Here is a 26,645-nt window from a genome sequence, read left to right as displayed (position 1 = left end):
AAAAGGCTCAGATTCAGTCTAAATATCGGTTATTTATTACAAAATATCATTTCTGATTTGAGTCAAAACTCAAATCAGGTTATTTTTAACACTACAAAAGTCTTTTACCAATAAATGAAATGCATTTTTAGCAAAGTTAAAAGATTAAGTAGGAAACTGGGATTTATGACAAGGGAGTATCAGGATGGACCGTTGGTCTTATTTATTATCTAAGCTAAGTTCTGACAGACCGAGTCTGTCTCAGAGACTTCAGGCTTGGCAGTTGGAGCCCAACGCTCTCCCTCTGGCCATCATCCAAGGTTACCATTTTATCGGTGCCAACCCACTTACGCTCTCCTACTTTCAGACTCAAACGGATAACTTTGTAAACGCCACCCCCTACGACTTTTCGCCCCGCATTCAATCTTCGGGTAGAAACAGTATTGAATATGCCCAGCAGATGATGCGCCACGCACTAGAGGGCGACGTCATCGAATTCAACTGGCTGCACTTGAGCCAGCAGGGCAGAGAACTCCCCACCAGGGTATCCCTGTTTCCGTTTGAATTCGAAGGCAGTCCGGTCATTTTGGCAATGTTCGAGCCATCAAATCGACGCAGCCGAAGCAGAGAAAGTGCTAATAATGGCTTCGATATGTTACCTAAAGAGCTGTTGTCTATTACGTTAGAAGATAGCGCAGAGGCGGCGTACATCACAGATGCTGAACATCGAATTATCGCTGTTAATAAGGCGATGTGTCGTATCAGCGGTTACAGCGCCGACCAACTACTGCATAAGAATGCAGAGGTCATCGACCTTAAGAGACATACAGCCGCAGAGGAGATGGAACACAATAACGCGCTCGAAGAACGAGGGAATTGGCAAGGCGAAGTGTGGAAACAGAGATCCGATGGTACCGAATTCCCCGCCTGGAAGAGTTGCCGAAAAATTCTCGCTGAGGAGAGAGTCTACTATGTCACTATTTTCAGTGATATCAGTACCAAGAAGAAACTGGAAGCAAAGCTCACTGAGCAGGCCATGTTTGACACGCTCACGGGCTTACCCAACAGGCACCATCTAAAGTTATTACTGAATCAGGCACTGCAAGAGATCAAAGAAACCCCGGGAAAAATGGGTGCCCTGATGTTTTTGGATCTCAATGGCTTCAAAAACATTAACGATTGTTTTGGTCATGCCACCGGCGATAAGGTATTGCAGCTGGTCTCCGCTAGATTAGAAGCAAGCTGTATTGAAAAAGCCGATATTGCCAGGCTCGGGGGAGATGAGTTTACTCTGGTTTTAAGAGACTGTAACGGTCATCAAGAGGTAGAGGATATCTCTCAGCAGATAATGTCTCTGTTTGAGGCACCATTTGAGATCGATGATCAGAAGCTATACCTGGGAACCAGCATAGGCATAGCACTATTTCCGGAACACAGCTCAGAAGCCAATAAGCTTCTCAGCCTTGCCGATACTGCTATGTATAGTGCTAAACAGAGCCCTGAACACGTGCTCTTTTACAACAACTCGATGCATGAAGAAGCTGAACAAAAGCTGACAATACTCAGTGAACTTCGCCACGCCCATAACCTTAAGCAATTCAGTCTCGCCTATCAGGTTATCGTGAATCTGGAGTGTAACTCGGTTATTGGTGCCGAAGCCCTGCTTCGCTGGCAGAAGCCCGATGGCGAAATACTCAACGCCACCGATTTCGTGCCCCTACTGGAAGAGGCCGGACTGCTTATCACCATAGGACAGTGGGTGCTAAAACAAGCCTGCCTGCAAGTCGCAACGTGGCGTACTCAACATGCTCCGGATCTAAAAGCCTGTGTCAACGTCTCGCCTATGCAGTTAGAGCACCCTGACTTTGTCCAACAAGTCACTGAAGCTCTGACTTACAGCCAGTTACCTGCGAACGCCTTAGTGCTCGAGATCACCGAGTTGGCACTGCTCAGACAACCCCAAAGAGTCAAAAAGACCTTAACCTTACTAAAGAGCAAGGGCATAAGCATCGCAATCGATGATTTTGGCGCAGGCCTGTCATCACTCAGTAAGTTAGGTAGTCTGCCTATCGACAGCTTGAAAATTGATGCCGGTTTTGCCCATAGATTGAGTGAACCTCAAGGAAAAGAGCTCTGCCAGGCCATGATAAAGCTTGCGCAAGCACTGGATATCAGCTTTGTCGTAGAGGGTATCGAAACCAAGCAGCAAAAAGAGATATTAAAGAATATGGGCAAAGGCTTTGGGCAGGGCTACTTCTTCGGCCATCCGAAAGAGGCTGCCAGATTCACCCCTGAAAACTTTTCGACCTATAACTAACGTGAAGAGAGGTTGCGATTAGAGAAGTGTTAGAGAAATATTTGCGAAAGCGATTAACTCGAAGCAAAGAGTGCAGAGCTCAGACGAATTAAAATTTAGAATGAAAGCTGTGCCGATACCGACTAATGATAAAAAGAGTAGGCGCTGCCTCCCTGCATGGACAGCATATCAACACAGCTTTCACACCACCTGTAAAACAGATGATTCGGGCACATTAAAACCTATTTCATCAATGATTTGCGTGATCTAAATATTGTTTTATTCAGATATCACTGATATATATCACAAAACAGAAAATCTATCACTCATATCGTTTTCTGACAGAATCAGGCATCGAACTAATACGTTGATTTACCATTGCATTTAATGCATTGAGTAGGGGCGACACCTCTTGATGCGGCTCAATGGCTTTCACCATCATTGCCGCAGCTTCCAATGTAGAAAGGCTATCGATGCGGCTCGCTTTTCGAATTTTATAATTCGAAGCAGACTCAATATCCAGATGCAGTGCTGGCAAGCCTTGTAACCAGGGGTTAAGCTGTAAAAGTTTATAGGCCTTTCGCCAGGTACCATCGAGAAACAACAGAATCACATCCTCATCGAAACTGACACTCTCGACATCCTCGCTCTGCTCCGAGGGGTAAACCAGATAGACAGGTTTAACGCTTTGCTCGAGATGCTGGCGCAGTTGCGTAAAGTCATCGGGGCACTCTCCCACATATACTTGAGTATCTTCTATAACCAACTCGAGCAGACGCACACTGTTTTTCGCATGCCCTACTTCGCTTGGATCTTGCAAGACAATCAACTCCGTCGATACCTGCATCGATTCGATACTCTCACACAGACAAGCCTTAAGCGGATAATGACATTTAGGACAGATGGGACGGGACACGGGATTCTCAGGTAATAAGGTCAATAGCCATAGTGTATCTCAACTCAATATAGAATAAAGACTCTCATACTATTTACTTAGCGAGTCGCTAACGGTTATAGTTTGACCGCCAGGAAGGCAAGGGCTTGTTCTTACTTAAAATATGAGACCATGGATGACCGTTATTATTGATGCCATCCACACTTCAGCCTTCCTGAGTTCACAAACACAAGGAAGAGAAATGAATAAAACCACCCTAACACTAGCCGTACTCTTAGGGCTTACCTCTACACACATTTACGCCGTTCAAGATACAGCCTACCAACATGAAGCCGAAGTCACTTACGCGGGATCCAGCGAAAGCTTTTCAGACGGTACATGGAACGGACAATATCGATACTATTTCACCTCGGTCAATCAGGATAGCGCACCTTATGCCTTGAGTGGTTTTCTCGCTCAAACTTCAAATCTAGGGGGCCAATACAGCAAACTTGATGTTGATGTTGATGCTGATTTCACTACCTACGCTATCGATGGTGAGTATGTCTTCGAAGACAAATGGTACATTGGCGCCCGTTATCAAAATGCAGATTGGGACAATTTAATTACAAAAACTGAATCGGATACGTACACGTACGAGGTCACACTGGGTTACTACTTTAACGATACCTCCTCCGTATATGTCAATTATGGCAAGTATGGCAATACAACCCAGCCAAAATATATGACCTCACTAAATGACATTTCGAAAACCGAAGTCGACACAACGTCTTACGGGATAGGCGTTAAGAGTTACCTCCCCCTATCATCTGGTCAGGGCATCTTGTTCTCCGCATTGTTCAGCCACTCCTCTTCTGACGCGAAAGTAATCTCTCCAACTGATGAATATCAATCTTCAGACTCATCGGATAGCTTAAGCGCCGCTGTCGATTGGTATATCACCCGCTCCTGGTCTGTCGGTGCTACATATGCGACCTCATTCGACAGTGACTGGGACGATCCCTACGGCATTAACACTGCTTATACGTTACGCATAACCGATGGACTTTCCGCTAAGTTTAATCTAACTAAACAGTTAGAGCCCGATATGGATGGTGTTTTTGCCGCAATAGGCATTAATGGACGCTTCTAAGCCAAAAGCCGCCAAACATAACCCCCATAAAAAATGCCCGCTTCCTGTGGTTAGCAGTTGGCGGGCAAGGGGGTGTTTCAATTTCTATGTTCTATGTTCTATGTTCTAGAATCACTTCAGAATCAATGTGCGTGTTGTTCCTGATGCCAGTTATCGAAACGGGGCATAGCCATCATGGTCAACAGGGTTATCGCCAAAGTACCCATCACCAATGCAACGGCATAGGGTGCAGGTAGATCTGTCTGCTGTACTAACCCGGTAAGCAGTGAAGCACCACTCATCTGAATAAATCCTAAGATAGCCGTTGCCGTTCCCGCTCGTTCACCGAATGCAGCCAGTGCCATACTCGTCGCAGGACCAAGCAGCAGGGCGAAGCCGATACAGAGCAACATCATAGGCAACATAAAGCTTAATGCTGCAGGTAGTCCGGTTGCCGGTCCCCATTGCTGTAAGAGCACCTGCATGATAGCCGATACAAGCATAGTGCTTAACGCCAGCATCACCGTTGGTCGATTGCCTAACTTAGCGATCACCATAGGCGCGGCAAAACAGGCAACAATATTAACCGCGGCATTGAGGCCAAATAGTCCGCTGAATGTCAGCTCTGACATGCCTAAAGTTTCGATTATCCAAACCGGCGCGTATGAGACATAACTCAGAATAGCGGCCATACCCGCCATGCATGAGAAGGCATAGAAAAGAAAGTGTGGCTCTATGATAACGGGCTTGTAACGTGACCAACGATATAGCGGCCCTGTCGTCACAGTGTTCGCAGGACGGGTTTCGGGCAGACGATACCCGACCAGGACCATCATGACGATGGCATAAAGCGTCATAAATACAAAGGTGGAGCGCCAGCCGAACTGCATTGCCAGTAGGCCACCTAAAGTTGGGGCCAGCGCCGGGATCACACAGATAACTCCGTTCAGATAACTGTAATAGCGTGCGCTCTCTTTGGGTGTGAAACAATCACGCACGGCGCTGAAGACCACTATTGAGGTAGAACAAGCAGCTAACCCCTGAAGCACCCTGGCTATCTGCAGCCAATGAAATTCCATGGCCACAGCCGCGAGTATACTGCTGGCGATATAAAGCAAAATACCACCCAGAGCGATGGGGCGACGACCATATCTATCGGCCAGAGGACCTATAACAATTTGCCCTACTCCCATAGCGAACAAAAAGAGTACCAGTGTCGACTGCACCTCACTTGCCGATACCGAGAACTCGGCAGCCATCGTTGGCATGGAAGGCAGGTAAATATCGATGGCTAAGGGACTTAACACAACCATAGACATTAAGATGGGTAACAGATTTCGACGCATGATTTCTCTCTATTTGGAACGTTATTCTATGAAAGCTATTTTAGCGCACCCAAGTTATGAACAGAAATGGTATAATTTCAGAACTGAATTTCCCTGTAGGAATATCTATGAATCTTGATAACCTGGCTAGAATCGATCTGAACCTGCTGGTGATCCTGCAAGTACTACTCGAGGAACAAAGTGTCACCCGAGCAGCCAGTCGACTCCACCTGAGTCAGTCGGCACTGAGTAAGAGCCTCAACCGGTTACGGGATACCTTAGATGACCCACTTTTTATTCGTACCGCTCATGGGTTAAAGCCGACTGCTCACGCAGTACAACTCAGCGATAAACTGCCAAGCCTACTGGAAAATCTATCACAACTGACTCAGCCGCCCACTTTTACTCCTGCGAGCAGCGATCGCAAATTCTCTTTTGCTATGGTCGAGAGTGCCTATGAGACTCTACTTCCCTACTTTATCGGGCCATTGCTAAGCAATGCGCCTAACTTAAGGCTGGATAGCTATGGTTGGATGGGGAAATCGATACAAGATCTGCAAAAAGGTCAGGTAGATTTTGGCATTGCCGGGCGCGATCTCCACCCCAAATCAAACGTTCATATGGATCGCCTACCTGATGGCATTGCCCATCAGTTACTTTTTACCGATCATCAAATATGTCTGGTCAGAGAGGAGCACCCCATCCTCTCTGCCATCACGACAGGCAACTGGAACCTGGATATCTACCTAGAGATGTCACATGTACAAGTTCGTTGCGAAGGGAATGAATGGTGGGCTTTAGATTATCATCTGGCAGAGCAAGGTCATAGGCGGCGACTTAGCACAACCGTTCCTGATTTTTATGGGGCTGCAAGTGTCTGTGCCCACAGCGATCTGATCTTTACCGTACCCTCAAGCTTTGCTCGTCACGCTAAAAAGTTATACCCATTGGTTGAGCTACCGCTACCTTTTGACTTTATCCCTTTAGCCTATGTACTCCTGTGGCATGAACGTAATAATGACGAACCCGGACACAGGTGGATGCGAGAAACCATCTGCAAGAGTGTTGCCGATGCGTTTAGTAATATTTAGAATTGGGCATCATTATGCTATTCAGCTTACATTAACCATGAGTATCGTATCATAGTCATTTATCGCCTCAGGTCGCTACATTAGAGGCCTTGAAGACAATCTGTTACATTTTCTGCCCAAGATTAACTGAATTTAACGTGATCTGAGGTCAATAAATATGCAGACTAAGTATCAGACTATTTTTTGGAGTTTTTATGATCTACAGTCAATTTCAGCAATCACCTTTCCAGAATAGGTTCTCCGGTGTCAAAGGCTGGATGGCTTTCGCGATAGGTCTGGCCGTGATAACACTAACACTGATAGCACTACCGTTTGTGTTGCTTATCGGTGCAGTCAGTTTCATTTTATTGAGCCTATTTGGACGTATATTCCTTAAGAGGCAGCTTGCGCGTTTTCGTCAGCAGCAGGAACAAGGAGTCTACGGCGCACAGCAGCAGGAAGCAGATTTTTCACAGGCCAATGTAGAGAGAGACTCTCAAGTATTCACAGAGAGTCCTTTTGCCGAACGCCGTCCCCGAGTGACCCCACATCAAGGACGTACCTTCGAGCACGATCCGAGCTAATACATCACTATTAACTCGTGACTAGTAGAAACGCTTGCCTCGGCAGGCGTTTTTTCGTTTTAGGGAGTCATGAACCAATACCATTCACAAGTAACTACTGTTTAGAGGATTAGGGGCTTAGAGGTAAGTTTTTAGATCGTAAACTGAGATGCGCTAAGCGGTCTTCTCAGCAGGGCTTCGAAACGTCTCCAACGCTCAACTGGTGTGGTATTACCGCCTCTCTCCACCCAACGCGCCACACTCTCTTCACCATGATTATAATTAATAACATAGGCACGATTAGAGAGATAAAACTTGACCCTCTGCCTGGCGCGTGACTCGCTATATAATCCGTAATCTCTCAAGAGACATTCGGCATCACTCACACAGATATGGCCATCGGTTAACTGCTCACATACCAGATTATCCAGATAAGCCAACCTCTTATAACAGGTGAGCACCCTATGGTAATGCTCAATATCTCCCTCGATGCCAGCTAAGGGCATCAGATAATCACGCTCAAACCCGAGCACTTCATCTTCTGACATGATCAGACGCAAGCCATAGTTAGCACTGCCTTCCGACAAAAATGAGATAGGGCTATAGAGTGGGTATATCGCATATTCTATCCACTGTTCATTTCTGACTAAATCTTGTTCCTGCAGCAGATTAAACACGTGATGGCCAGGATAGCCTTCATGACTGGCAAGCTCCAGGCAGCGCTCGATATAGAGAGGTTGATCTTGATTGAGCTGTATCAGACTCTGATAGTTACCCTGATACCAATTGTACGCCGTCCAAATCTTGTCATTGACAAACTCCATGCTGAAACTTTCACTCTCGGGCAGGGAGATATGAGCGCCGGTTAAAGCTCTTGCCTTCTCAACCGCCGCCTCGAACACCTGCGGCACTCTGTTTTGAGGTACGATAAAACCGGATCTGAATGCTTCGAAGCGTTCGGCTAACGGCCCTTCACCCGGTAATAACCCGGCCATCTCCGTCAGAACAGAATCAAAAGACTCCAGGCTGAACTTATTAGCCTGAGTGTCGTATAGCCCCATAGATTCAACATCGAAACTTCCCCTCTCTCCCTGCAGGTGACGAATAAAGTACCCAACCGAAGCGACTTGTGTTCTCAGGAATCTCTGCCGTGAAACCAGCTTAGCGTCGGCATTAGCCAAGGCAACGGCATCTAACTCGCAAAGCAGTCTTTTAGCATCGAGATCCAATAAGGAAAGTGGCACTAACTGGCACTCTTTGCGCCACAACTCCGGGCCATAATAGGCGTCGACATAGAAAGGGTCATGCATACCGACAGCGAGCACCAGCTTTACATAAGATTGTGCCAACTCATTGAGTCGTTCATTTTCTGATTGGGAAGCGGTAGGCAAGGGTATTTCCATTCACATAGGACAAGGAAACAATGCTACCACTTTGAATATTGTATGCAAAGATTTGAGTGATCATAAACTCACAATGAGAGTATCGACACGTTAAGGATTAAGAGAGCAGCTCTTTTGCCCGCTGAAGAGAGGCGACTTCATCGGTGTTATCAGTCATCGACAACACGTTTTCAACCTGCAGGGACAGTGACTCCCACAAGGGTTCTATCACGGCCAGCTCTTGGGGATTACTCCGCTCACGAGCCAGTTTTAGCAGGGCCGCAGATCCCACGACATCAATTTTTCCCAACATACCATCGGCAAGCGCGATACTCAGTTCAATCATAGCGGGTACACTGTGGCCATATTTAATCGCCTCCCGTAAGTACAGCTCGGCCTGTGAGAGGTCGCAACCGAAAGCATTATCGTCATTCAACATAGATTGTGCGCGGGCCAACATAGCATCTACCTGTCCCTGCTCCGCCGCCTCGGCCATCCACTGCTCACCGGCAATCGAATCGGCATCGCAACCCTCGCCTCGAGCCAACATTAACGCCAGATGATACTGAGCATGGGGAAAGCCTGCCTGAGCCGCTTTAGCGATAAAATGCTTCGCCTTTTCAAGATCGCCGCGCTGATAAAACAGGACCCCTAAATTGGCTATTGCTTCTGATTGTTCAAGATCTGCAGCCAGCTGAAGATAATGCAGGGCCTTATCCGAATCAAGTTTAATGCTCTCACCGCCTACCAGATGAAAATAGCCGAGTAGCGCCATGGCATTAGCCACATTCGCCTCAGCTGCGGCCGCAATGACTTGTTCACCGGCTGCAATATCGACCTTACCGCTATAACCATGAATAAGGGCCACGCCCGATTCATAGAGCGCATCCATATTGCTATCGGCGGCTTGAGTAAACCAATACTCGGCTTTTTTGAATGTACTGTCAGAAAACTTATCCGGGGGGGATCCTTGTTCTTCCTCCGGCTCGGCTAACGCCTGCTCCTGCTCTCGCTGCATCAAGGCTTTAGTCTTAAGCGACATGCCGACTAAGTATTGCGCCTGAGGGTCTGACTCCATCACGGCTCGATAACAGAGATCCCGCCCGGCAAAAGAGTCGAACGCTTCGAAGCGATATTCGGGAAGGGGGTTGGTGGTAACTTGAGTAAACAGAGACGCGACCAGGCTCAGCAGTTTCTCTATCGACTTTTCACTTAACTCGAGTAACTGCTCAGAAGTCAGGTGATACTTTTCCGGATGTGCCCCGCGGTTACCGTCACCTCGCAATTTGTGCAAAGCTCTGGTGGTACGCACGTTGATCACTCGCTTCCGGTTAAGCATTTCGATCCTGTCGTATAGGTTGGGGCTATCGAAGGTTATTCGTTTAGGCTTAGCCAGCAGCTCGGTCAGCTTATGAGTAAAGCTGCGGATTTGAAGCAAGGCTTGGGTGGGGACATCCCGGACATAGCTTTTGGCTACCCCGTAATCATGGCCCAGCTCAGTAGAAAACTGAGTAACGAATTCGACATCAGTAAGCACAACAGCTACTCCGGGGAATTGAGTTCCCAGGCGCTAATGCCTGGGAACGTCTTTGATGTTAAGCCTGCTCTTCCACTTTAGGACGTGACACCATATATAAACGGAACAGCGCAACGTTGACGAAAAGCCCAATGAAGGCAATAAAGACTTCAACGATCAACTGAAGTGGGAAGCCAACTGCATCTTGTGCTAAAGACGAGAGCGTACCACCTATCAAAGACAATGGGATATAAAGCATCAACACCAACAGGGTTTTGAATGCTATAGCACCACTGAACTTAAAGCTTCCCTTAATCGCTTCCAGAGGAGTTAATCGCTCGACAACCACCATGAAGTTTACGTAGGCCAATCTGGCGAAAATATAGATACTAATGACCAGTCCCACCAGCCATAGCGGTCCGAAGGCAGCAAATAGCATGACAGGCGCTAAGATAGCTAAACCAGAGAATACCCCCGCGAGCAGTAGTGGAGGTACGAAACTCAAACTCGTTTTAAGAATAAGCGCCGTATTCGCTTCATGTCCCTGTGAACGTATCTCCATGAAGAGTGTTAAAGATGCGATCAGCAGAGAGAATACCAGTAGCAACGCCATTACGGCCGCCATATGCAGCGCACCAAACTGAGGATTTTCCAGATCTGCGTTCGCCATCTCCATACCCAACCAAAGTTGAATACCTACCTGAATAAATAGAATAGGAACAGTGAGAGCAGCTAACTGACTAATATGATTGCGAAAGAAGTTATATGCTTCGGTAAATATCGCGGACAATGACATGCGCGTTTCCAATTAATAAATTAAATAAGACAATAAGGCCAATAGAATACCCAAGTTTCATATTGTTTGCACAGAAGAAATGGACAATTGGTGAGCTATCTAACGTAAAAAAGCTGCAATGTTTTTGTTAAAAAAGCTAGAATGCTCGCAATATTCGGATTTATTCACCACTGGAAGGCTAACAATGAAACTATCTGCTGTGACAGGCTTACTACTCGGCAGCCTAATGATGAGCTCACCTGCAACGGCAGGTTGGTTTGACGATCTAACGTCAAAGAAAGAGGTGAAACCCCAGGTAACACAAACCCAGAGCAGTGACCTCGTTGGCAGTGTTATGTCGCAGCTCGGACTCAATCAGTCTCAGGCTGAGGGAGGCTTGGGCAGCTTGTTTTCTCTGGCTCAATCCACATTAGGTAGTGATGACTTCGGACCGATAGCCAGTGCCATTCCAAACATGGATAGCCTACTCTCTGCGGCCCCGGCTATCGATAGTGGCTCGGGAATTTCCGGACTCCTCTCTCAAGCCGGCGATCTGGGGGCTTCTCTGCAAGGTGGCGCTCAAATCTATGATGCCTTCGAGAAGCTTGGGATCTCAAAAGAGCTTGCGGTTCCTATGATAGATATTGTCAAAGGCTACTTAGATGCCAATGCAGGCAATGGCACCACAGATCTCTTGATCAAAGGGTTAGGTGCGATTCTTTAAGCTCCATATCAGAGTTCATTTTTCGCCCCCTCATATTGATGAGAAGTGAACTCTTAGCTCTTCTATGACTCTAACCCTGTATGCTTCAATCTTTAGATTATTCACAGGTATCCCATTCATGATTGCGAAATTAAAAAAGTTTCTGAGTTCACACTCACAAGCCGTGACGCCGGAAGAGCAGGCTCGTCAGCTTAATTTGGCCGCAGTGAGCTTACTGTTGGAAGTGGTATTTGCCGACGAGACCTTGTCTACGGAGGAAGCTAAACTTCTGCCTACACTTTTAACTTCTGCGCTGTCATTGACTCAAGCCGAGGCAGAAGAGTTGGTAGATGAAGCGAAGAAGATACAGGGGAACTCGATTTCACTCTATGAATTCACCCATGAGATCAATCAGCAATGTAGTATTGAACAGAAACAAAAACTGATCCTCGCCATGTGGAAACTCGCCTACGCCGATGGCCAGTTATGTCGCTATGAAAATCAGATAATTCGCCGCACATCGGCTCTGCTTCACCTGAAACACAGCGAACTGATCCAGATGCGTAACCTGGCCATAGAGAGCCAGCGCTGATTATTCACAACTTAACGACGCGGTTAACCTGCCCCTGTCCAATCTGACCACCAGTTACACTTAGTTTGTCTGCGGTTTTGTAAACTTCAACATATAGCGGCTCGTCTTCCCTCTGATTGCCTTATCGAACACTGAGATGGTAAGTGGGTCTGCATCATTCTTAAGAAGACCGGCGCTATCGGTTAATACAAACCCTGCCTGAGTCATCTTGCTAATGACATGCTCTGATGATAATCGATGAAACTCCTGTGCCGTCTCTTTCCCTGCACCGGAAACGGCATCATGATCGATTACCGCAATAATTCCGCCCGGCTTAAGACTATGAAATAGATTGGCAACCAGTTTGTCATCATCAATCTCGGGCCAGGTTTCATCACGGTAATAGATATCATGAAACCCCAGAATATAAAAAACTCTGTCGAGAGAATCTGCCGCAAAATTCAGATCATTAGCCTCGCTTAACAAGGGAGTGACATTCGGCAGCCTAGTGGCATAACTGCGTTCATCGAGATCTTCTTTCGCAAAAGGAAGGTAAGCCTGATTATTGTGAGCAATAACTTCCCCTTCTCCTCCGACAACATAAGAGAGAAGTTCGGAGTAATAGCCACCTCCGGAGAAGAGATCTAAGACAGTTTGCCCTTGCTCAATCTCAAAGAAAGCCAACACCTCTCAGGGGTGTCGGGTCGCATCCCTTTTAATATCCCTATCTAAGCGAGATTCGGACTGAACTGCAAGATGATATATGTCATAGGTTAGAGCCTGACGAGCCCATGATGCAGAGCTCAAGAAGAGCACGAATAGCGTAAATAAAATCCCTTTAATTAATTTCATCAGAGCTCCCTTCAAATATTAGCTTCAAAAAAATAACTTTCAAAAGGATAGCTCCAACCAATAGTTCATAGGTGAAGCATTTGTAAGAAATTAATTCGACATGGGTCTACTTGCCTATGTACAGGGGAACTCGATGAAAAGATTACATGAAATTCGAGAATATATTGATGCGCAGACAGATATCATCAAGATCAAAACCCATGTAGTTCTGAGTGAGTGGATAGACAATCAGGGATAAGAAAAATCATCAATCTAAAAATTCTGGTGAAGAGGGCGATAGGCTTAAAAATCTAGAAAGAAAAGCCACCCCAAACTAGCGGGTGGCAAACCATTAAACAAATTAGTGACAATTGTCGCAGGAATCCTTAGCCAATGCCTCCTCATGCACCACATGGCAGTCATTACACAACAAGGCGCCTTCATGTTTATTATGAACATCACTATCAAATTCCTTCAAGGGCCCGTGGCAAGAGGCACAAGCTTCATTTTCAAAAGCCCCATCGTCCGAGGGGGCCCCGTCCTCATGGCAGGATTCACAGCCTGACATTTCGGCATGAGAATCGGCAATTCCCCCCGCAAATACAGCTCCAGAAAAACTTATTAATATTGATAACCCTAAGGCTTTAAACATGGTGAACTCCCAATTAGATAGTTAAGCAACAGTCATCTGTCCGGTATACAGAATGAAATTACGCAGAAGAAATACCCCAATCAGGCTACAACTGGCGGTAATAGCCACATAGGAGAATTTACGCTTCGAAGAGGCCTTCATGAAGAGATTGAATGCCAGTGGTAAGCTTAGGCCCACAATGATTATGCCTCCCCAGAATACCCAGCCCCAAAAACCTTCACCTATAGCAGTCAGGGCAGCGATTTTACTTTGGCCCCCCGAGATGATGAGTCCAATGAAGAAAGTAAACAGCAGCACCAGCTCCACTAAGATGATCGGGATCTCTATGTTATGTATGAAGTGCACCTCTTTACCGTCAGGGTTACCCTTAAGCAATACACCACCTAGCAGGGTACCTGCGGCACCCGAAGAAAGTCCGGAGATCAAGAAGAGTAAGGGCAATACCGGATTGTTCAGCATTGGATAGGTGGTCAGCGCAGAGAGCAGGAAGCCAGTATAAGCCCCCAGAGAAAGCGCGAGAATAGTCAAAAAACCGGTAATGCTCGGCTCATGCTTAGCCAAAGCACTCAATAACCGGTTAACCAGAGGCCAGCGACCATGACACCAATTCAATACTGGCTCTTTAAATACACAGATTAGCCAGGCAAAGAGGATCAGTTGATAGATCATCAGTACGGCAACGCCGACAGACATCACTGAAGTCCCATTGTAAAAAACCAAGATCTTCCAAAAATCGAATGGCTTGGTGAGATCCAGCACCAAGATACCCAGCCCAGCGAAGACTGATAAGGGAGCGATGAGACAAGCGGCCTGAATGAAACCGGATTTATAGGCGTTATTACCCAGCTTAAAATGCTTAAGTAATATGGCAAAAGTTATAGCTCCGGCGGAGACTCCAGCCAAAAACAGATAGATGGCAATTGGCCAATGCCAGACAAGGCCGTCAAAGTGAAATGGACTCATAGCGTTACCTCTCCCTCTCTTGATGCAATACGGAACACCTTAGGCCGGGTACCAAGCTCAGTCTTACTGCGATAATTGGGAGCCGACTTAAGTACTTTGACTATATTTGACTCGGGATCTTTCAGATCGCCGAAGGTAAGTGCCTGGGTCGGACATGCTGACACACATGCGGGCTGCTTCCCCTCTTTTAAGCGCGTCTCTTTGCAGAAATCACATTTATCGGCGGCGTGGGTAACAGGATTAATGAAACGCACCTGATAGGGGCAGGCAGCGATACAATACTGACAACCGACACACTTCCAAGAATCGACACTGACGATGCCCGTTTCCGGGTCTTTATAAGCGGCCCCGGTGGGGCAAACTTTGACGCATGGTGTATCTTCACATTGCTGGCAAGATTTACGCGTAAAGCGAAAATATTGATCCGGATATTCACCATAGGGCCCTTCACGCTCAATCTTTAAGCGACTGACACCCTCGGGGACCTGGTTAACTTCCCGGCAGGCGATGGAGCAGGCATCACAGCCAATACATTTCGTTTCATCATGCACCAGGGCATATTTTTTTCCGTCAATTTCCACAGACTCAGTGGAACTCTTAGCAATCGTATAACCCGATGCGGCAACGACAACGGCACACGCGCTCTTAAGGAAGAGTCTTCTTGAGTTTTTCATTGGGTATCCTCCTGGTTATTTGGCACTATGGCAGCCGCTGCACAATTCGCTACGATCAAGCGCTGTCACGCCTATGATAGGATCGACTTCAGGGTGTAACTGATGGCAACTGGCACAATTAACCTTGTTGGAATGCACATCGTGGGTCCAATCGGCCTGACTCAGCGTTTCAACATCATGGCATTGAAGACATGCGGCAGTTTGAACGGCAGGTTCGGCGACAGATTTAGCACTAAATCCGATTAGCTCGGATGCTTTCCTCGGATGACCAGCCTTTTCACCATGGCAATTTTGGCAGGTTAGATCCAATGCATCATTAGCATGAAGTCCAAACATTTTTCCGTTGCGCTTATGGCACATGATGCATTGTTTATTCTGGTTTATTTTTAACTCCACTTTCCCAGCAGTCGCTGCAGGAGAGAAGGATCCCAGCACCAACATGAGTATTGAAGCCAGTAGCGGAGTGACGAATCTATCAATTTTGGACATAAGGAGTCCTCACATAACGAGTGATACAGATTTCTAAGAAATTAGGAAAGGCGGTGCCGCAGTCTATGCTACAGCACTCAATTAGTGCTATGCGGCCAAGCCGTTTCTGATAAGACTTTCATCCCACTTTTGATTCTTGGCGAGGTGAATGACCTTAACCCCGACTTCTGCTAATGAATTATCGATAAATTCAGATTGCTCGGGTGAGTTATGCTCAGGGTCGGTGATCACCAGTTTTACCGATGATGATTCACTGTCGACCAGGACATAATCCAGATGACATCCTCTCAAATAGGAGTGGACATCGTCAGGCGTTTCCGCTTTGTCAATATCCAGTATGCTATCGAGACAGGTTCCATATAAAACATTGTATTTATCTTTAACGATCGTATTCAACTTATTAATAAACCCAACCGACTTAGGTTCCATTGGGTGACGGCTAAACTTTATTTTAGCTCCTACGGATTCCGTATCGTTTGGTTTAAAAAACTTTATACAGGTCATGGTGAATGTCACTAGAACAAATGGCACCACAAGGAATAATACAAAGTACATAAAAGCATAGCTAAAAATTACTGATGCATTCATAAACGCCTCCAAAACTACAGTTTAATTATTTGATTTCATTTTTAACGCACAGCTAGTATTCGTATTGACCACAATTAAAACCTTGATTTAAATCAAACAATCAAATTTATTGTTATTTTCATATTTAAACATCAAGGCCAGCTTAAACTACCAAATTCAACAATTAACAAGAAAACAATTTCAAATGCTGAATTTGTATATTTCAGCATTTGAAATTTCACAAAACATCAAGCTAGAGCGCCAAAAATCAAGAAACGAGTTTGAAACAAATACAACCAAAGCTGGCAACAGGCAGCGGCGAGTGCAACTATAGGCCTTAAAAACAATTGGTTACAAAAACAAGAAAAATTTCAAATTTAAAACCAATATTCTTCCAGTCATTCAATATTGATATATTTAGTATCGAATATGTGAATAACCAAATTAGTGACTTAACAAACAGTTTTACAAAGCAACTTGAATAAAATGATATAATAAAATTCAAATTAGTTATTATGGAAAAGCAAACATCATTTAAAAGAGGCATTAATAATGAGGGATATAACTTTTAGTGACTTGGATTTATTGAGTTTAAATATACTGGTTAATCTCTATGAGAGTAAATCGGCAACTTCTGTATCTCACAAGTTAAACATTCCCGCACCGAAAATTAGTCGATGCCTCAAGCATGCCAGAGAGCTCTTTGGTAATGAGCTATTTATCAGAAAAAAATATGGCTTGGTACCGAATGAATTCGCAGGAAAAATTTATCCAATTGCGAAGGAAATTGTAGAATGTTCGAAAAGCTTGCAAAAGCTACACTGTGAAAATAGTGTCGAACTAGCTCACCATTTTGAAATAGCCTCACCAGACCTTATCTCCTACACATTCCCAAAGGTACTATTAACCTCTATTAGGAATGCAGGAAAAGATATGAGCTTTAATATCTCAACCTGCACAAGAAAATCAATAGATAGTATCGTCACCGGTGAAATTGATATAGGCCTCTGCTGCTGTAATATTATTGATGACATCAAGAATATTGATGAGAATCTCGAAGCCATACCATTAAAAAAACTGAATAAACTCTTTCTCATCTGTCACCATGAACATCCAATACTCAAGCAAGAGATCACCTTAGAATCTATTGCAGCGTATCCGTTTGTTAACGTGAATGTTGATGACACCAAACAAAAAAGGAGTCCATTTCAAGCGTATTGCGATGCAAACAACATCCAACTTAACACAGAGATGGATCTCAGCAGTCTATCCGGCATATTTGAATACCTGAGATCGACCCAAGCCGTTGCCTTGCTCCCCTACAGTTCGATATATAACATGATAAACAGTACCCATAACCTGCATGCTTGTCGGATTTCAGATGTCGAGTCAGAGCGACTCTATATGCAAATCAAAGTGCCAACTTTATATCTGGTTTACAATAAAGCCAAAGCAGATCCTAATCTGCAATGGTTATCGACTCAAATTCAAGACTTAGTCAACACCGCACTGCACTGATACTTGGCATTATTAATACTGGGGCTCAAATACTTAGCCATCTGTACTTGGGCATCAATAGTGAGTGAACAAGTACTCAGTATTTTGACAAATATCGACACAAAACATACTGACTCGAGTTAAACACAGCTATGACACTCGTCCCTAGCGATTAAATAGCAAGTTAGACTCGCCGGTATCAGGCACCTTTCATCTAGCCAGGTTCGACGGCCCGACGTTAGCTCGCGACGAGTGATTTAGCTTGTTCATATTCGTCTTGCATCAAGTCAAGTTTACGCTTCATTATTTCCGACAAAAGATGAGTAAATTCATGCTCATTAGAATGATGATATTGCAGGTAATAATAATCTTTTTGATGCTCTGCCGGCGCCAACTCTTTTTTAGCCTTAGCTAACTCAACATGACTGAAGTCTGTGGCATCGAAAAAGTCAGTATCATCACGATTCTTAAAATTTTGATAGGCAAAAATGGATGCAGTACAACACACATCATCGGATTTAACGATATGATCCAGCGCCATGTTGAGACTAGAGGTCTTTAAGGTTAGCTTTAATTCCTCACCCCGCAGCTTCACACTGGATTCGAACCAGTTAGGCTTCGAGCCCACTTGGCAGTAATTGATGAAAACCAGTCGATTCTCGATAAGCCCTGAGTAGCTCAGGGGCTTTCGAAAAATGGGATGACCTTTCTTGGCGACGACGAACCGATAACGCACCTCCCCCAGTTCGAGGTTTTCTATCATCTCGTGGTAAGTTGAATTGACTGTAATCGCATAGTCAAGCTTGCCCTGAGCAATCAGCTGGGAAACATTGTCACACCAGGACTGAACATTGACGACTACTTCCTGGTTCAAATGAACGCTGGCTTCCGATATTGCCTCCAAAAAAAATGCAGACATATGCTCCTGAACCGCGACATTTACGACACGTCTCGTATCCGGTTCACTCATAGCCACAAGGTCTATCTCTTCCAGTGTAGCGACTATCGATTTAGCCAGGGGATAGATTTTTTCGGCCATCGAATTTGGCTGTAAGCCATACTGCTGACGCACAAATAATTCATTCTGGATCACTTCACGGAGACAGCTCAAGGCGCGGCTGACTTTAGGCTGAGTTGTATTTAGTTTCTCAGCCACGACACTGCAACTCTTAAACTCAAATAAACCGATGAGCACTTTAAGAGTGAAATAATCTAACCTAGAGAGTTCCTTTCGCATTAAAAGACATCCATGAATAAATGAGGGTTAAATCTACCAATAAATAATATTTCTTTCCGTTGCATCAATCACACATATACATCTGCAACTAAAGATTAAACCTAATCTCACTATTAGGTAAGCTTACAAACACCAACAACAAGGATACAAACTGTTACACCTTTCATAATTCCTAATAACTAGCAACGAATACAAGAGGACGCCCCCTAAAGAGGTGGTGATTAACACATAAAACACAATAACTTAGACATTGAAGGAGGACGAGACAGCTAGGTTATTGAGGGTAATTTTGGGCTTTAATTATCTATCCAACCAATATCTATGTTCGCAAGTTATATATTAGTTATAAAATAGAATCAGCAAGTACCAACTCTGAATTGATTGCGCACACAAACCTTACCAATGCAAATATTAATAACAATTAAAATATGGTAATAGTAAAGATATAATAACAGTCATATGTTATAAAGGCTCCGCCACAATATCACTCACTCTATAAAAACAATGGAAACTAAAACATATTCATTTCAACAGCTTTTATTTCTGTTTAGAATTATTCCTAAAAAGCTATTTGCAGTGTCATAAATTCACGTAATACCATCATTAATTCTTAAGGGTTCATCGCCTGCTTGGGCTTTCGGTAAATTAGCAAGCACTTAATAATCGGCGATATGATAATAGACACTTAAGAATGACTAACTTAGTCATCCGGCAAATATTCGGATAAAGATAGCATCAAGCCTCTGCCATAGCAGAGGCTTGATAAGTTTATAGCATCTTACCTGTTAGAACATGATATTAGGATCGATGATCAGGGCGCGATAGCTAGGTTCTGTCTTAGCCATAGAGTTGATGGTCATCTCAACTTTTACCTTGCCCTTCTCGGTGACCTCATTAATAAAGTGCTTACCGGGCTCGCCCGTAAACAGACCCGCCGATGCCGAGTACATGAAGAAGGTGTCTTTATCTTCACGCCATTCTATGTTTGAAGTGATAGGTGAATACCACTCATATCCACGCTCTTTACCATATTCGAAGGTTTGCTGAACCGTCATCTTCTCTTCGTCGATCTTGTACTCGACACCACGGCTGTACTTCATCGTAGGCATCGCCGGCTGTTCGAAGTTGCGACCATCACCGTTATCAAATGACACTAAGGTGCCGCGACTGGTCAACCAAGAGGTGTGTTGCGTCCATGGGAAGTCAAAGTTTGTCTCACACTCACCGGTATTGTTATTACACTTAAGTGGTTTGCCTTTGGCGTTCACCGGAGTTAGCACCTTGTCAGAGAGATCTCCCCAACCTTTATTGGCAGCCAGAATCCACTTAACTTCATGATCTCGACCGACCTTCATCGTTCCCTGATGGCGCAGTGACAAAATAATCGAATCATCTTTCTCGTCATAATCGATTGAGTTCACGTGTGCCCAGTTACGTCCGGCCGCCACGCCTGGCAGATCACCGAATGGTGCATCTGGCTCCAGTTTTGCTGTCTCTCCGGCATGAGATTCATCGACATTCAGGCATACGGCTCCGGCATCTAAGCCTTTAAGCAGATCGTCCCGCATGTTGTCGAAAATCTTGTTCAGGTCCCAGACCTCTACAACCTTACCGTTGCGGTCGACTTCGATGATATGATCGCGCACGGTATCGATCCGCTTGCCATCTTTACGCAGGTAATCCTCTTTCGCGACACGAAGCAGGTAGTTGCCATTTGGCATCTCTTTCATAGCATGACTAAAGCCATTGAAGCCTCGCGGAATATCACGCTTAAACACTTTACGACCTAAGAGATCGTAGCGGGCATAATAGCTTTCAAATCCCCAATAAAGGTCGCCATTATCAGCCTGATGAAAGCCCATGGCGATACCGGGATCATTTTCTTGATCGTAAACGGCGTCCCAATCCATAAACCAGCGCACTTCACCCTTAGTGTCGGTCACAAAAACTACCGGGTAGTTATCCCAGCCTACGGTGTTTTCATCGGCACCTAAGTGATTGACCATGTATAGACGATCTTTAAACTTCTTATCCACGGTAACCGGCTTTACCTCCGGGAAGGTTCTAACCTGGCCATCGAACAGTAAAGGCTTTAAGGGACCAGTTTTAATCTTATATTTCTCACTGATCTTCTTACCATTTTTCACATATTCGACGCTTACGGTATTTTCAAAGTCCGGATATAAGCCAAACACCGGGATACCGTTATGGGTCGTGACGCCCTCCTTAGTCACCGGATAGTCGATAGCAACGCCGCCTTTTTTAGGCTCTACACGCACATGAACATCACTGATCTCAAAACCGTTAAGATCGATAAGCGCCGTCAACGGAGCGAAATCATAGGGGTTAACCTTAACGATACCCAACTCTCCCTGGGTATTGACCGAAGTCAGATATTTATCCGCCCAATCATCACCGGCAAAGACAGGCTGAGCGCCGAGTCCCATTAATCCAATACTTAACGCTGCGACCAAAATAGATTTTTTCATTATCATTCTCCCTCTCGATGGCTACCGAGATAATTAAAAGTTGTATTGCAATGAATAGAACACGCCGTCATGAAAACCCTCTTTCCCCATATTGTTTTCTGCATAGCGGTAGGTCAGGGCTGCGGAGATCTGCTCATGAAAATGCCAACGCAAGATAGCCGAACCATTAAAACCAAAATCTTTGCCATCACCGGAGAGCTTCAAATAGAGGTCATCCCGGCCAAAAAAGTGCTCCTGCCACCAGACAAAGGAAAAATTCTGATCACCGATATCGAAGTCCTTCATCAGGGTGTAGATAAAATACCCCCCGTTGAATCCCCCCTTGAAGTCGGAGTTGAAGTGCTTATAGTCCGCAGTGACTATGTGGCCTGCCAGCGCCAGCTGAGCATACAAACCGTTATCGAACTGCTTGTCCCAGCTCACTCCTAAGGTGGTATTGGTCTCGGACCAGACGGGTTTCTGCTTATTGAATACCTGGCCATACCAATTAAAATCACTGTCTCCCATATTGATCTGACCGACGATATTGATCTCAGATCCTATAGCCGCGGAATCTTCGATATCTTCCAGCTTCACGTGTGCATACAGGTCGCCAAATGCACTTCCCGTGGCGCCTTTCATCTGTATAAAGCTGTTCTCGCTCTTGCCCTCACCAAAATAATCTTCAGCCTGTTGGCTCCAGTCCATCACTCCCGCTTCAACCGCCAGCATTCCAGCCTGTGAGGCCGGCGCAGCCGCAAGCAAACTCAGCGCTATCACATTACGCAAGTACTTCATTTTCAATACCTTGAGGTTATTTTTATAAATTAACTCGATGCTTCTATTGAAGAATCGAGGTTAGTGAGCCTTAACGCTCGAATGCCCTTGAGTGAGCCTGGAGATCCAGCCAAACGTCACGGCGCTGAGTGCGATACCAAAGACCGAGTAGGCGATGATGCAATACTGCGCCATATTGAGTCCCAATAAACTCCAATCATCTTCACCGCAGATACCCGATGGTTGAAATTCATAGGGGAACCACTCATGCAGAGGTAAGCCCAGTGGGAATGTTGGTTCTGTAGAGCAAGCACCTCCACCGCCGCCTGCGGCAAAGAGGTCTCCACCACCCGCCATCACATCATCCATCGCATGTGATGCATCGTGCAGCATAGACAGGTCAATCGACCACATCATGCCTTGCACGACGCCATACCAGGCCAGTGTCAGGCCCAGGACTTTAAGTAATACTTGATTAGGGTTTATGGCTATGACCAGACCAGCAAAGAGGATGCAGAACTGGCTGAATCGAATGTAGACACATATCTCACATGGGTCCATCTCCAGGAACCACTGGAAATATCCCATCGCCGAGCCGATTAGAAATGCGGCTGCGCCACTCATCAGGAGCCATATCCAACGTTGCTCTTGCCATTGCTGTAGTGTGCTAACTGGTGCAGTTTTAAGGTCCTGCCAACCTTGTGAAATAGCATTCATAACAGGACCTATTTCTCCAACAGTTCAGCAGTCAACTCATCGAGCATTGTCATGCTGGTGATAGTTTTTGTGTTGATTAAATACTTACCATTAACCACGATAGCCGGAATGCCTCTCACCTTAGCCACGGCCACTCCCTGATCCCATTGAGTCAGTAGCGCTTTCACCTCTGATGTATCCTTGTGGGCAGAGAAAGTCACACTATCTATCTTCGCGGCTTTCAAACCAAAGGAGATCGCATCTTCGGCAGAGCTAAACTTTTTCTTATCGTCATGAATGTGTTTGTAATAAGCCATCTTGGCCGTTTTATACTGCTTATCGCCCAATACCTTAGCCACCGCTATTACCGTCGCCTTCTCTTTGCCGAAAGGGGGCTTAGTCGTGATGTGATAGGAGTCGAAGCTCACTCCATCCGGCAAGTTTTTAACAAAACCGGGTATGACCGCTTTTTCATATTTGTAACAGAATGGGCAGTTAACCGAGTAAACTTTGGTCACTTGATTAGGTGCATTGAACGCCGCCTCACCCAGGTCAACGTAATGCTCACCTTGAGTGAAGCTGGCCGCGGATGCACCAAACGAAAGCAGGATAGCCGCAGTAGAAAGAAGTTTTATCATTTTAATCCCCTTGAAATTAATAGCCCTAAATTGCTATTTCAAAACTTGGGGAAATTGTATGACCAGAGAGGTTTTATTAATGTGACTATTCAAAGTTAAAATATGGGGAATCTTTTCACCAATGTTAATTTAAATGTGACATAGATCCATTCAAGCTACAAATCGCACCAAACCACGACAAGTATGAGTAACAGTTCACGAAATAGAATATCCATATAATCTATAATAAATGCACAATAACATTTGCTGACCAAATTAATGGCCAACAGAACCAGTTTAAAAAGACAACGAATTTCAGCGATATTAGATTCAGCCGAAAAAGCCATAGTAGAAAATGGACTTTTCTCCCTGAGCCTACTGGAACTCGCCAGGCAGTCAGGTTGCTCGGTGAACACCCTCTATAATTATTTTTCCAATAGGGAAGATATTGCCGTGAGTCTGTTTAACCGCTATATCGGAAAGTGGGGAGTTCAGGCCAGTCGGGAGATAAGTCAGCATAGATATAGTTTCGCCGAGCGCTTTCTCGCGATGCAGATGATCTGGGTATATCGTCAACATCGGGATATTGATGAAGGTGGAGTACAGTTCCTGGCCGCAATCCCCTGCGTATGGAAGCACGCATCCCATCAGAGGATCTCGACAACCAGACAGCTCTTGGATACCTGGTTTACTCTAAACAGAGAGTTCTTAATGATGGCAAGGGAACAGGGGGAGATGACGGCATCAGATGCTCAGATTGATGAATGCTTACTTATGGTATCAATCACCGAAAGAGGCTTTTCTTTATTAGCTAATAATTATCTATTCCGTGAAAACATAATAAACATGCCACTTAGCAAAATATTTGATTCGATGAATGAAGAGTTAAAACAGTTAGAGTGGAAAACAGCAATTAGTGATAGTAGTTTTAATCGTGTATTAGAGTTAGTCACACATGTAAATGAACAGCTATCCGATCACCATATTGACAACCTTATATATGATATCGAAGATAAATAATCGAATAATAAGCGTACTCCTTCGATGTGAACATAGGATTTAACGCCCCATGTTACTCTGCATCCCTCGCCTTTGCAGATATAAATCATCCAGTTGTGACGATGCTATAAGCACCTGCTTTAATTTATTTCTAAGCTCAAGATGCTGCTCTGTTCGAGAGCCATCAGTTAGTTCAGGTACAAAATCAGCTTCGAGTTTCGCCGCATAATATTGCGTTAACCGCAGAATAAGATGCTCGGCCTGATTTAAAGAGCCATGCTGAACCTCTTTGATAAACAACAGGTGAAAGCCATCGAATAACACGGAAAACACCAGCTCGGTGTCGAGTGAGGTCACAGCAAAACGCTCGTCACTCTCCCGATAGCTCAATGCGGCAATAAGATTAACCACGGTAGTCATGTTAGTGGCACCGGTGAACAGCTCGCACACTTCGGCACTCTGACTTAAATAGCCTTGCAACAGGTAGGCAAACTCGGCTTTAGTATGTTGCTGGCCAAATGCCTTAATCACGCTCATCTCAACCTCATTACCTTCTCGTCAATTTCTATAACAATAACTATCGATACAAACGAACCGGCATGGGGATCACCTGAAACACTTCAGCTAATACCTTTTGAAAGTCCAGCGCCAGATGGGCAATGCCTGAATAGAAATCGGTTTGTGAATGCTCAATGGCCAACTCGAGGCAGCGATGTGACCATGGCAACATATGATGCTGCAGTAGCACACTCAAGGTTCGTCGTACGGATTCATCATCGGGATTTTCGACTAACAGGCCCAGAAGCCGATCGATCACGGAAAAAAACAGGGCAATATGATCCTGCGGCTGATTGTACTCCAGCTCAAATTCGATCCCTTGCTGCTTATAGAAGGCTATCAAGTCTAGTGTCGATCTGTCGTTGAGTAGTTGCGCCTCTCCCAGGTATACCGAGCCCCAGGGCATGGCTTTGGGTTCTTCGGGTCCGAAAAATAGCTGACCATAATCGAGTTTCAACTCATCTAACTGCTCATCCGAGTACAGAGACAGATACCGACTCAGTGCTGCTTTTCCCGTTTGGTTATCTTGTGATTGACCGAACTCGGGCCAGGTCTCTACGACCTCATATTGCTTAAAGTTATTCAACAGTTCGCCTGTCGGATAACTGAGCAGGACGTTGTGCAGAATACGTGCTATCCCTTGGCCTGCTTGAAAATCGAATGTGTTGATTGATGGCATAATAGACTCAATATACAAATTAAAGGCGCCCTGATGGGCGCCTGACACGGTTCAATAATATTAGAACCGCTATGAAATTAAACTTCAGATAAGTTTAAGATCTGCCCTTCACCACTGCCAGCCGGACGGCCATTGACGTTAGCCTTGATTATCAGGTTAGGCGAAGTGATTGAAGGTGATGGCAGCGGAGCAATATGACCGTCTCCATCGCCATATTTAGCGCGTAGGTTATCCATAGTATCGAAGTCCAGTGCACGTAGCGGGCAAGACTCGACACACACAGGCTTACGACCTTCGGCGATTCGCTCGAAGCAGCCATCACACTTAGTCATCACTTTACGTTCGCGATCAATTTGCGGCGCATCGTATGGACATGCTCGAGCACAGCTCTCACAACCGATACACAGCTCTTGAGCCACGTGAACCAGACCATCTTCACGACGTTTATGCATAGCGCCGGTAGGGCAGGCTTTCACACATACTGGCTCAGAGCAATGGTTACAGCCGATAGACATGTAATAAGCAAATACATTTTGCTCAAAACAGCCATTGTTACCTTTGGTCCACTCTCCGCCACCATACTCATACACACGACGCCAGGTTACGCCCTCGAGTGCAGGTAAGGCATTGCCTTCCGGGTTGCTGTTATTACGAATTTCGTTGCTTTGACGGTCTTTGCAAGACACGTGACATGCTTTACAGCCACTGCACTTAGTGCTGTCTACATAAAAACCATATTGAGTTGGTTGAGTCAT

At 45.3% G+C, this 26,645-nt stretch carries 27 protein-coding genes and 1 pseudogene; 9 read left to right on the top strand and 19 right to left on the bottom strand.

Going from position 1 to position 26,645, the window contains the following annotated elements; genetic code table 11:
* Window positions 1-184 precede the first annotated feature (184 nt).
* A complete protein-coding gene (locus SSED_RS01305; RefSeq protein WP_012004396.1) occupies window positions 185-2,296 on the top strand; it encodes a putative bifunctional diguanylate cyclase/phosphodiesterase in 2,112 nt (703 codons plus the stop codon).
* A 301-nt stretch (window positions 2,297-2,597) separates the two neighbouring features.
* Here SSED_RS01305 and SSED_RS01300 read toward each other — a convergent pair whose 3' ends face one another.
* Window positions 2,598-3,191: a tRNA-uridine aminocarboxypropyltransferase gene (locus tag SSED_RS01300; protein WP_012004395.1), complete on the bottom strand. Its 594-nt coding sequence runs from the start codon at window positions 3,189-3,191 to the stop codon at window positions 2,598-2,600.
* Between the two features lie 220 nt (window positions 3,192-3,411).
* On the opposite strand from SSED_RS01300, the gene SSED_RS01295 reads away from it, so the two are divergent.
* Window positions 3,412-4,302 (top strand): putative porin, encoded by an 891-nt coding sequence (locus SSED_RS01295; protein WP_012004394.1) that lies wholly within the window; start codon window positions 3,412-3,414, stop codon window positions 4,300-4,302.
* Window positions 4,303-4,424: 122 nt separating this feature from the next.
* On the opposite strand, the gene SSED_RS01290 is transcribed toward SSED_RS01295, so the two are convergent.
* A complete protein-coding gene (locus tag SSED_RS01290) occupies window positions 4,425-5,627 on the bottom strand; it encodes a multidrug effflux MFS transporter (protein WP_012004393.1) in 1,203 nt (400 codons plus the stop codon).
* Between the two features lie 107 nt (window positions 5,628-5,734).
* Here SSED_RS01290 and SSED_RS01285 point away from each other — a divergent pair, with 107 nt between their 5' ends.
* A complete protein-coding gene (locus SSED_RS01285; protein ID WP_012004392.1) occupies window positions 5,735-6,697 on the top strand; it encodes a LysR substrate-binding domain-containing protein in 963 nt (320 codons plus the stop codon).
* Between the two features lie 194 nt (window positions 6,698-6,891).
* Entirely contained in the window at window positions 6,892-7,260 is a 369-nt protein-coding gene (locus SSED_RS01280) for a hypothetical protein (RefSeq protein WP_012004391.1), read from the top strand.
* 131 nt (window positions 7,261-7,391) lie between these two features.
* Here the strand turns inward: SSED_RS01280 and SSED_RS01275 are convergent, their stop codons facing one another.
* The 3 genes from SSED_RS01275 to SSED_RS01265 all read right to left on the bottom strand — a co-directional run bounded on the left by SSED_RS01275 (window position 7,392) and on the right by SSED_RS01265 (window position 10,933).
* Window positions 7,392-8,630 carry a hypothetical protein gene (locus SSED_RS01275; protein WP_223295940.1) on the bottom strand — a complete coding sequence of 413 codons (1,239 nt, stop codon included), beginning with the start codon at window positions 8,628-8,630 and terminating at the stop codon, window positions 7,392-7,394.
* Window positions 8,631-8,739: 109 nt separating this feature from the next.
* A complete protein-coding gene (locus tag SSED_RS01270) occupies window positions 8,740-10,158 on the bottom strand; it encodes a tetratricopeptide repeat protein (protein WP_012004389.1) in 1,419 nt (472 codons plus the stop codon).
* A gap of 58 nt (window positions 10,159-10,216) precedes the next feature.
* Window positions 10,217-10,933: a hypothetical protein gene (locus SSED_RS01265; RefSeq protein WP_012004388.1), complete on the bottom strand. Its 717-nt coding sequence runs from the start codon at window positions 10,931-10,933 to the stop codon at window positions 10,217-10,219.
* Window positions 10,934-11,117: 184 nt separating this feature from the next.
* On the opposite strand from SSED_RS01265, the gene SSED_RS01260 reads away from it, so the two are divergent.
* On the top strand, window positions 11,118-11,636 hold the full coding sequence (locus SSED_RS01260) for a DUF2780 domain-containing protein (protein ID WP_041421484.1): 519 nt from the start codon (window positions 11,118-11,120) through the stop codon (window positions 11,634-11,636).
* A gap of 118 nt (window positions 11,637-11,754) precedes the next feature.
* Window positions 11,755-12,207 (top strand): tellurite resistance TerB family protein, encoded by a 453-nt coding sequence (locus SSED_RS01255; protein WP_012004386.1) that lies wholly within the window; start codon window positions 11,755-11,757, stop codon window positions 12,205-12,207.
* 60 nt (window positions 12,208-12,267) lie between these two features.
* Here the strand turns inward: SSED_RS01255 and SSED_RS01250 are convergent, their stop codons facing one another.
* Complete coding sequence (locus SSED_RS01250) at window positions 12,268-12,873, bottom strand: methyltransferase domain-containing protein (RefSeq protein WP_012004385.1); 606 nt, start codon at window positions 12,871-12,873, stop codon at window positions 12,268-12,270.
* Window positions 12,874-13,135: 262 nt separating this feature from the next.
* Between SSED_RS01250 and SSED_RS23825 the strand changes: the two are divergent.
* A pseudogene (locus tag SSED_RS23825) lies at window positions 13,136-13,276 on the top strand (AsnC family transcriptional regulator); the annotation flags it as partial.
* Window positions 13,277-13,378: 102 nt separating this feature from the next.
* On the opposite strand, the gene SSED_RS01245 reads toward SSED_RS23825, so the two are convergent.
* The 5 genes from SSED_RS01245 to SSED_RS01225 form a co-directional block, all read right to left on the bottom strand.
* Entirely contained in the window at window positions 13,379-13,669 is a 291-nt protein-coding gene (locus SSED_RS01245; RefSeq protein ID WP_012004383.1) for a cytochrome c3 family protein, read from the bottom strand.
* Window positions 13,670-13,690: 21 nt separating this feature from the next.
* Window positions 13,691-14,632, bottom strand: a complete 942-nt coding sequence (nrfD, locus tag SSED_RS01240; RefSeq protein ID WP_012004382.1) for a cytochrome c nitrite reductase subunit NrfD — start codon at window positions 14,630-14,632, stop codon at window positions 13,691-13,693.
* On the bottom strand, window positions 14,629-15,306 hold the full coding sequence (locus SSED_RS01235) for a 4Fe-4S dicluster domain-containing protein (protein ID WP_012004381.1): 678 nt from the start codon (window positions 15,304-15,306) through the stop codon (window positions 14,629-14,631). The genes nrfD and SSED_RS01235 overlap by 4 nt, the downstream gene beginning before the upstream one ends.
* 15 nt (window positions 15,307-15,321) lie before the next feature.
* A complete protein-coding gene (locus tag SSED_RS01230; protein ID WP_012004380.1) occupies window positions 15,322-15,795 on the bottom strand; it encodes a multiheme c-type cytochrome in 474 nt (157 codons plus the stop codon).
* A gap of 87 nt (window positions 15,796-15,882) precedes the next feature.
* Entirely contained in the window at window positions 15,883-16,383 is a 501-nt protein-coding gene (locus SSED_RS01225; RefSeq protein WP_012004379.1) for a DUF2726 domain-containing protein, read from the bottom strand.
* 531 nt (window positions 16,384-16,914) lie between these two features.
* Between SSED_RS01225 and SSED_RS01220 the strand changes: the two genes are divergently transcribed.
* Complete coding sequence (locus SSED_RS01220) at window positions 16,915-17,880, top strand: LysR family transcriptional regulator (RefSeq protein WP_012004378.1); 966 nt, start codon at window positions 16,915-16,917, stop codon at window positions 17,878-17,880.
* A 217-nt stretch (window positions 17,881-18,097) separates the two neighbouring features.
* Here SSED_RS01220 and SSED_RS01215 read toward each other — a convergent pair whose 3' ends face one another.
* From SSED_RS01215 to SSED_RS01195, 5 genes are all read right to left on the bottom strand, one after another.
* Entirely contained in the window at window positions 18,098-19,096 is a 999-nt protein-coding gene (locus SSED_RS01215; RefSeq protein ID WP_012004377.1) for a LysR family transcriptional regulator, read from the bottom strand.
* 785 nt (window positions 19,097-19,881) lie between these two features.
* Window positions 19,882-21,585 (bottom strand): aryl-sulfate sulfotransferase, encoded by a 1,704-nt coding sequence (locus tag SSED_RS01210; RefSeq protein ID WP_012004376.1) that lies wholly within the window; start codon window positions 21,583-21,585, stop codon window positions 19,882-19,884.
* A 33-nt stretch (window positions 21,586-21,618) separates the two neighbouring features.
* A complete protein-coding gene (locus tag SSED_RS01205) occupies window positions 21,619-22,362 on the bottom strand; it encodes an outer membrane protein OmpK (protein WP_012004375.1) in 744 nt (247 codons plus the stop codon).
* 60 nt (window positions 22,363-22,422) lie between these two features.
* Window positions 22,423-23,058 carry a disulfide bond formation protein B gene (locus tag SSED_RS01200; protein WP_012004374.1) on the bottom strand — a complete coding sequence of 212 codons (636 nt, stop codon included), beginning with the start codon at window positions 23,056-23,058 and terminating at the stop codon, window positions 22,423-22,425.
* 8 nt (window positions 23,059-23,066) lie between these two features.
* A complete protein-coding gene (locus SSED_RS01195; RefSeq protein ID WP_012004373.1) occupies window positions 23,067-23,675 on the bottom strand; it encodes a thiol:disulfide interchange protein DsbA/DsbL in 609 nt (202 codons plus the stop codon).
* 243 nt (window positions 23,676-23,918) lie between these two features.
* Between SSED_RS01195 and SSED_RS01190 the strand changes: the two genes are divergently transcribed.
* Complete coding sequence (locus SSED_RS01190; protein ID WP_041421483.1) at window positions 23,919-24,674, top strand: TetR/AcrR family transcriptional regulator; 756 nt, start codon at window positions 23,919-23,921, stop codon at window positions 24,672-24,674.
* Between the two features lie 39 nt (window positions 24,675-24,713).
* Here SSED_RS01190 and SSED_RS01185 read toward each other — a convergent pair whose 3' ends face one another.
* The 3 genes from SSED_RS01185 to SSED_RS01175 all read right to left on the bottom strand — a co-directional run bounded on the left by SSED_RS01185 (window position 24,714) and on the right by SSED_RS01175 (window position 26,645).
* Window positions 24,714-25,190: a hypothetical protein gene (locus SSED_RS01185; RefSeq protein ID WP_012004371.1), complete on the bottom strand. Its 477-nt coding sequence runs from the start codon at window positions 25,188-25,190 to the stop codon at window positions 24,714-24,716.
* A 40-nt stretch (window positions 25,191-25,230) separates the two neighbouring features.
* Window positions 25,231-25,890 carry a TorD/DmsD family molecular chaperone gene (locus SSED_RS01180; protein WP_012004370.1) on the bottom strand — a complete coding sequence of 220 codons (660 nt, stop codon included), beginning with the start codon at window positions 25,888-25,890 and terminating at the stop codon, window positions 25,231-25,233.
* Between the two features lie 77 nt (window positions 25,891-25,967).
* Complete coding sequence (locus SSED_RS01175; RefSeq protein WP_012004369.1) at window positions 25,968-26,645, bottom strand: DMSO/selenate family reductase complex B subunit; 678 nt, start codon at window positions 26,643-26,645, stop codon at window positions 25,968-25,970.

The sequence above is a fragment of the Shewanella sediminis HAW-EB3 genome (genome assembly GCF_000018025.1).
GTDB classification, from domain to species: Bacteria; Pseudomonadota; Gammaproteobacteria; order Enterobacterales; family Shewanellaceae; genus Shewanella; species Shewanella sediminis.
This window is presented reverse-complemented; position numbering and strand designations above follow the sequence as displayed.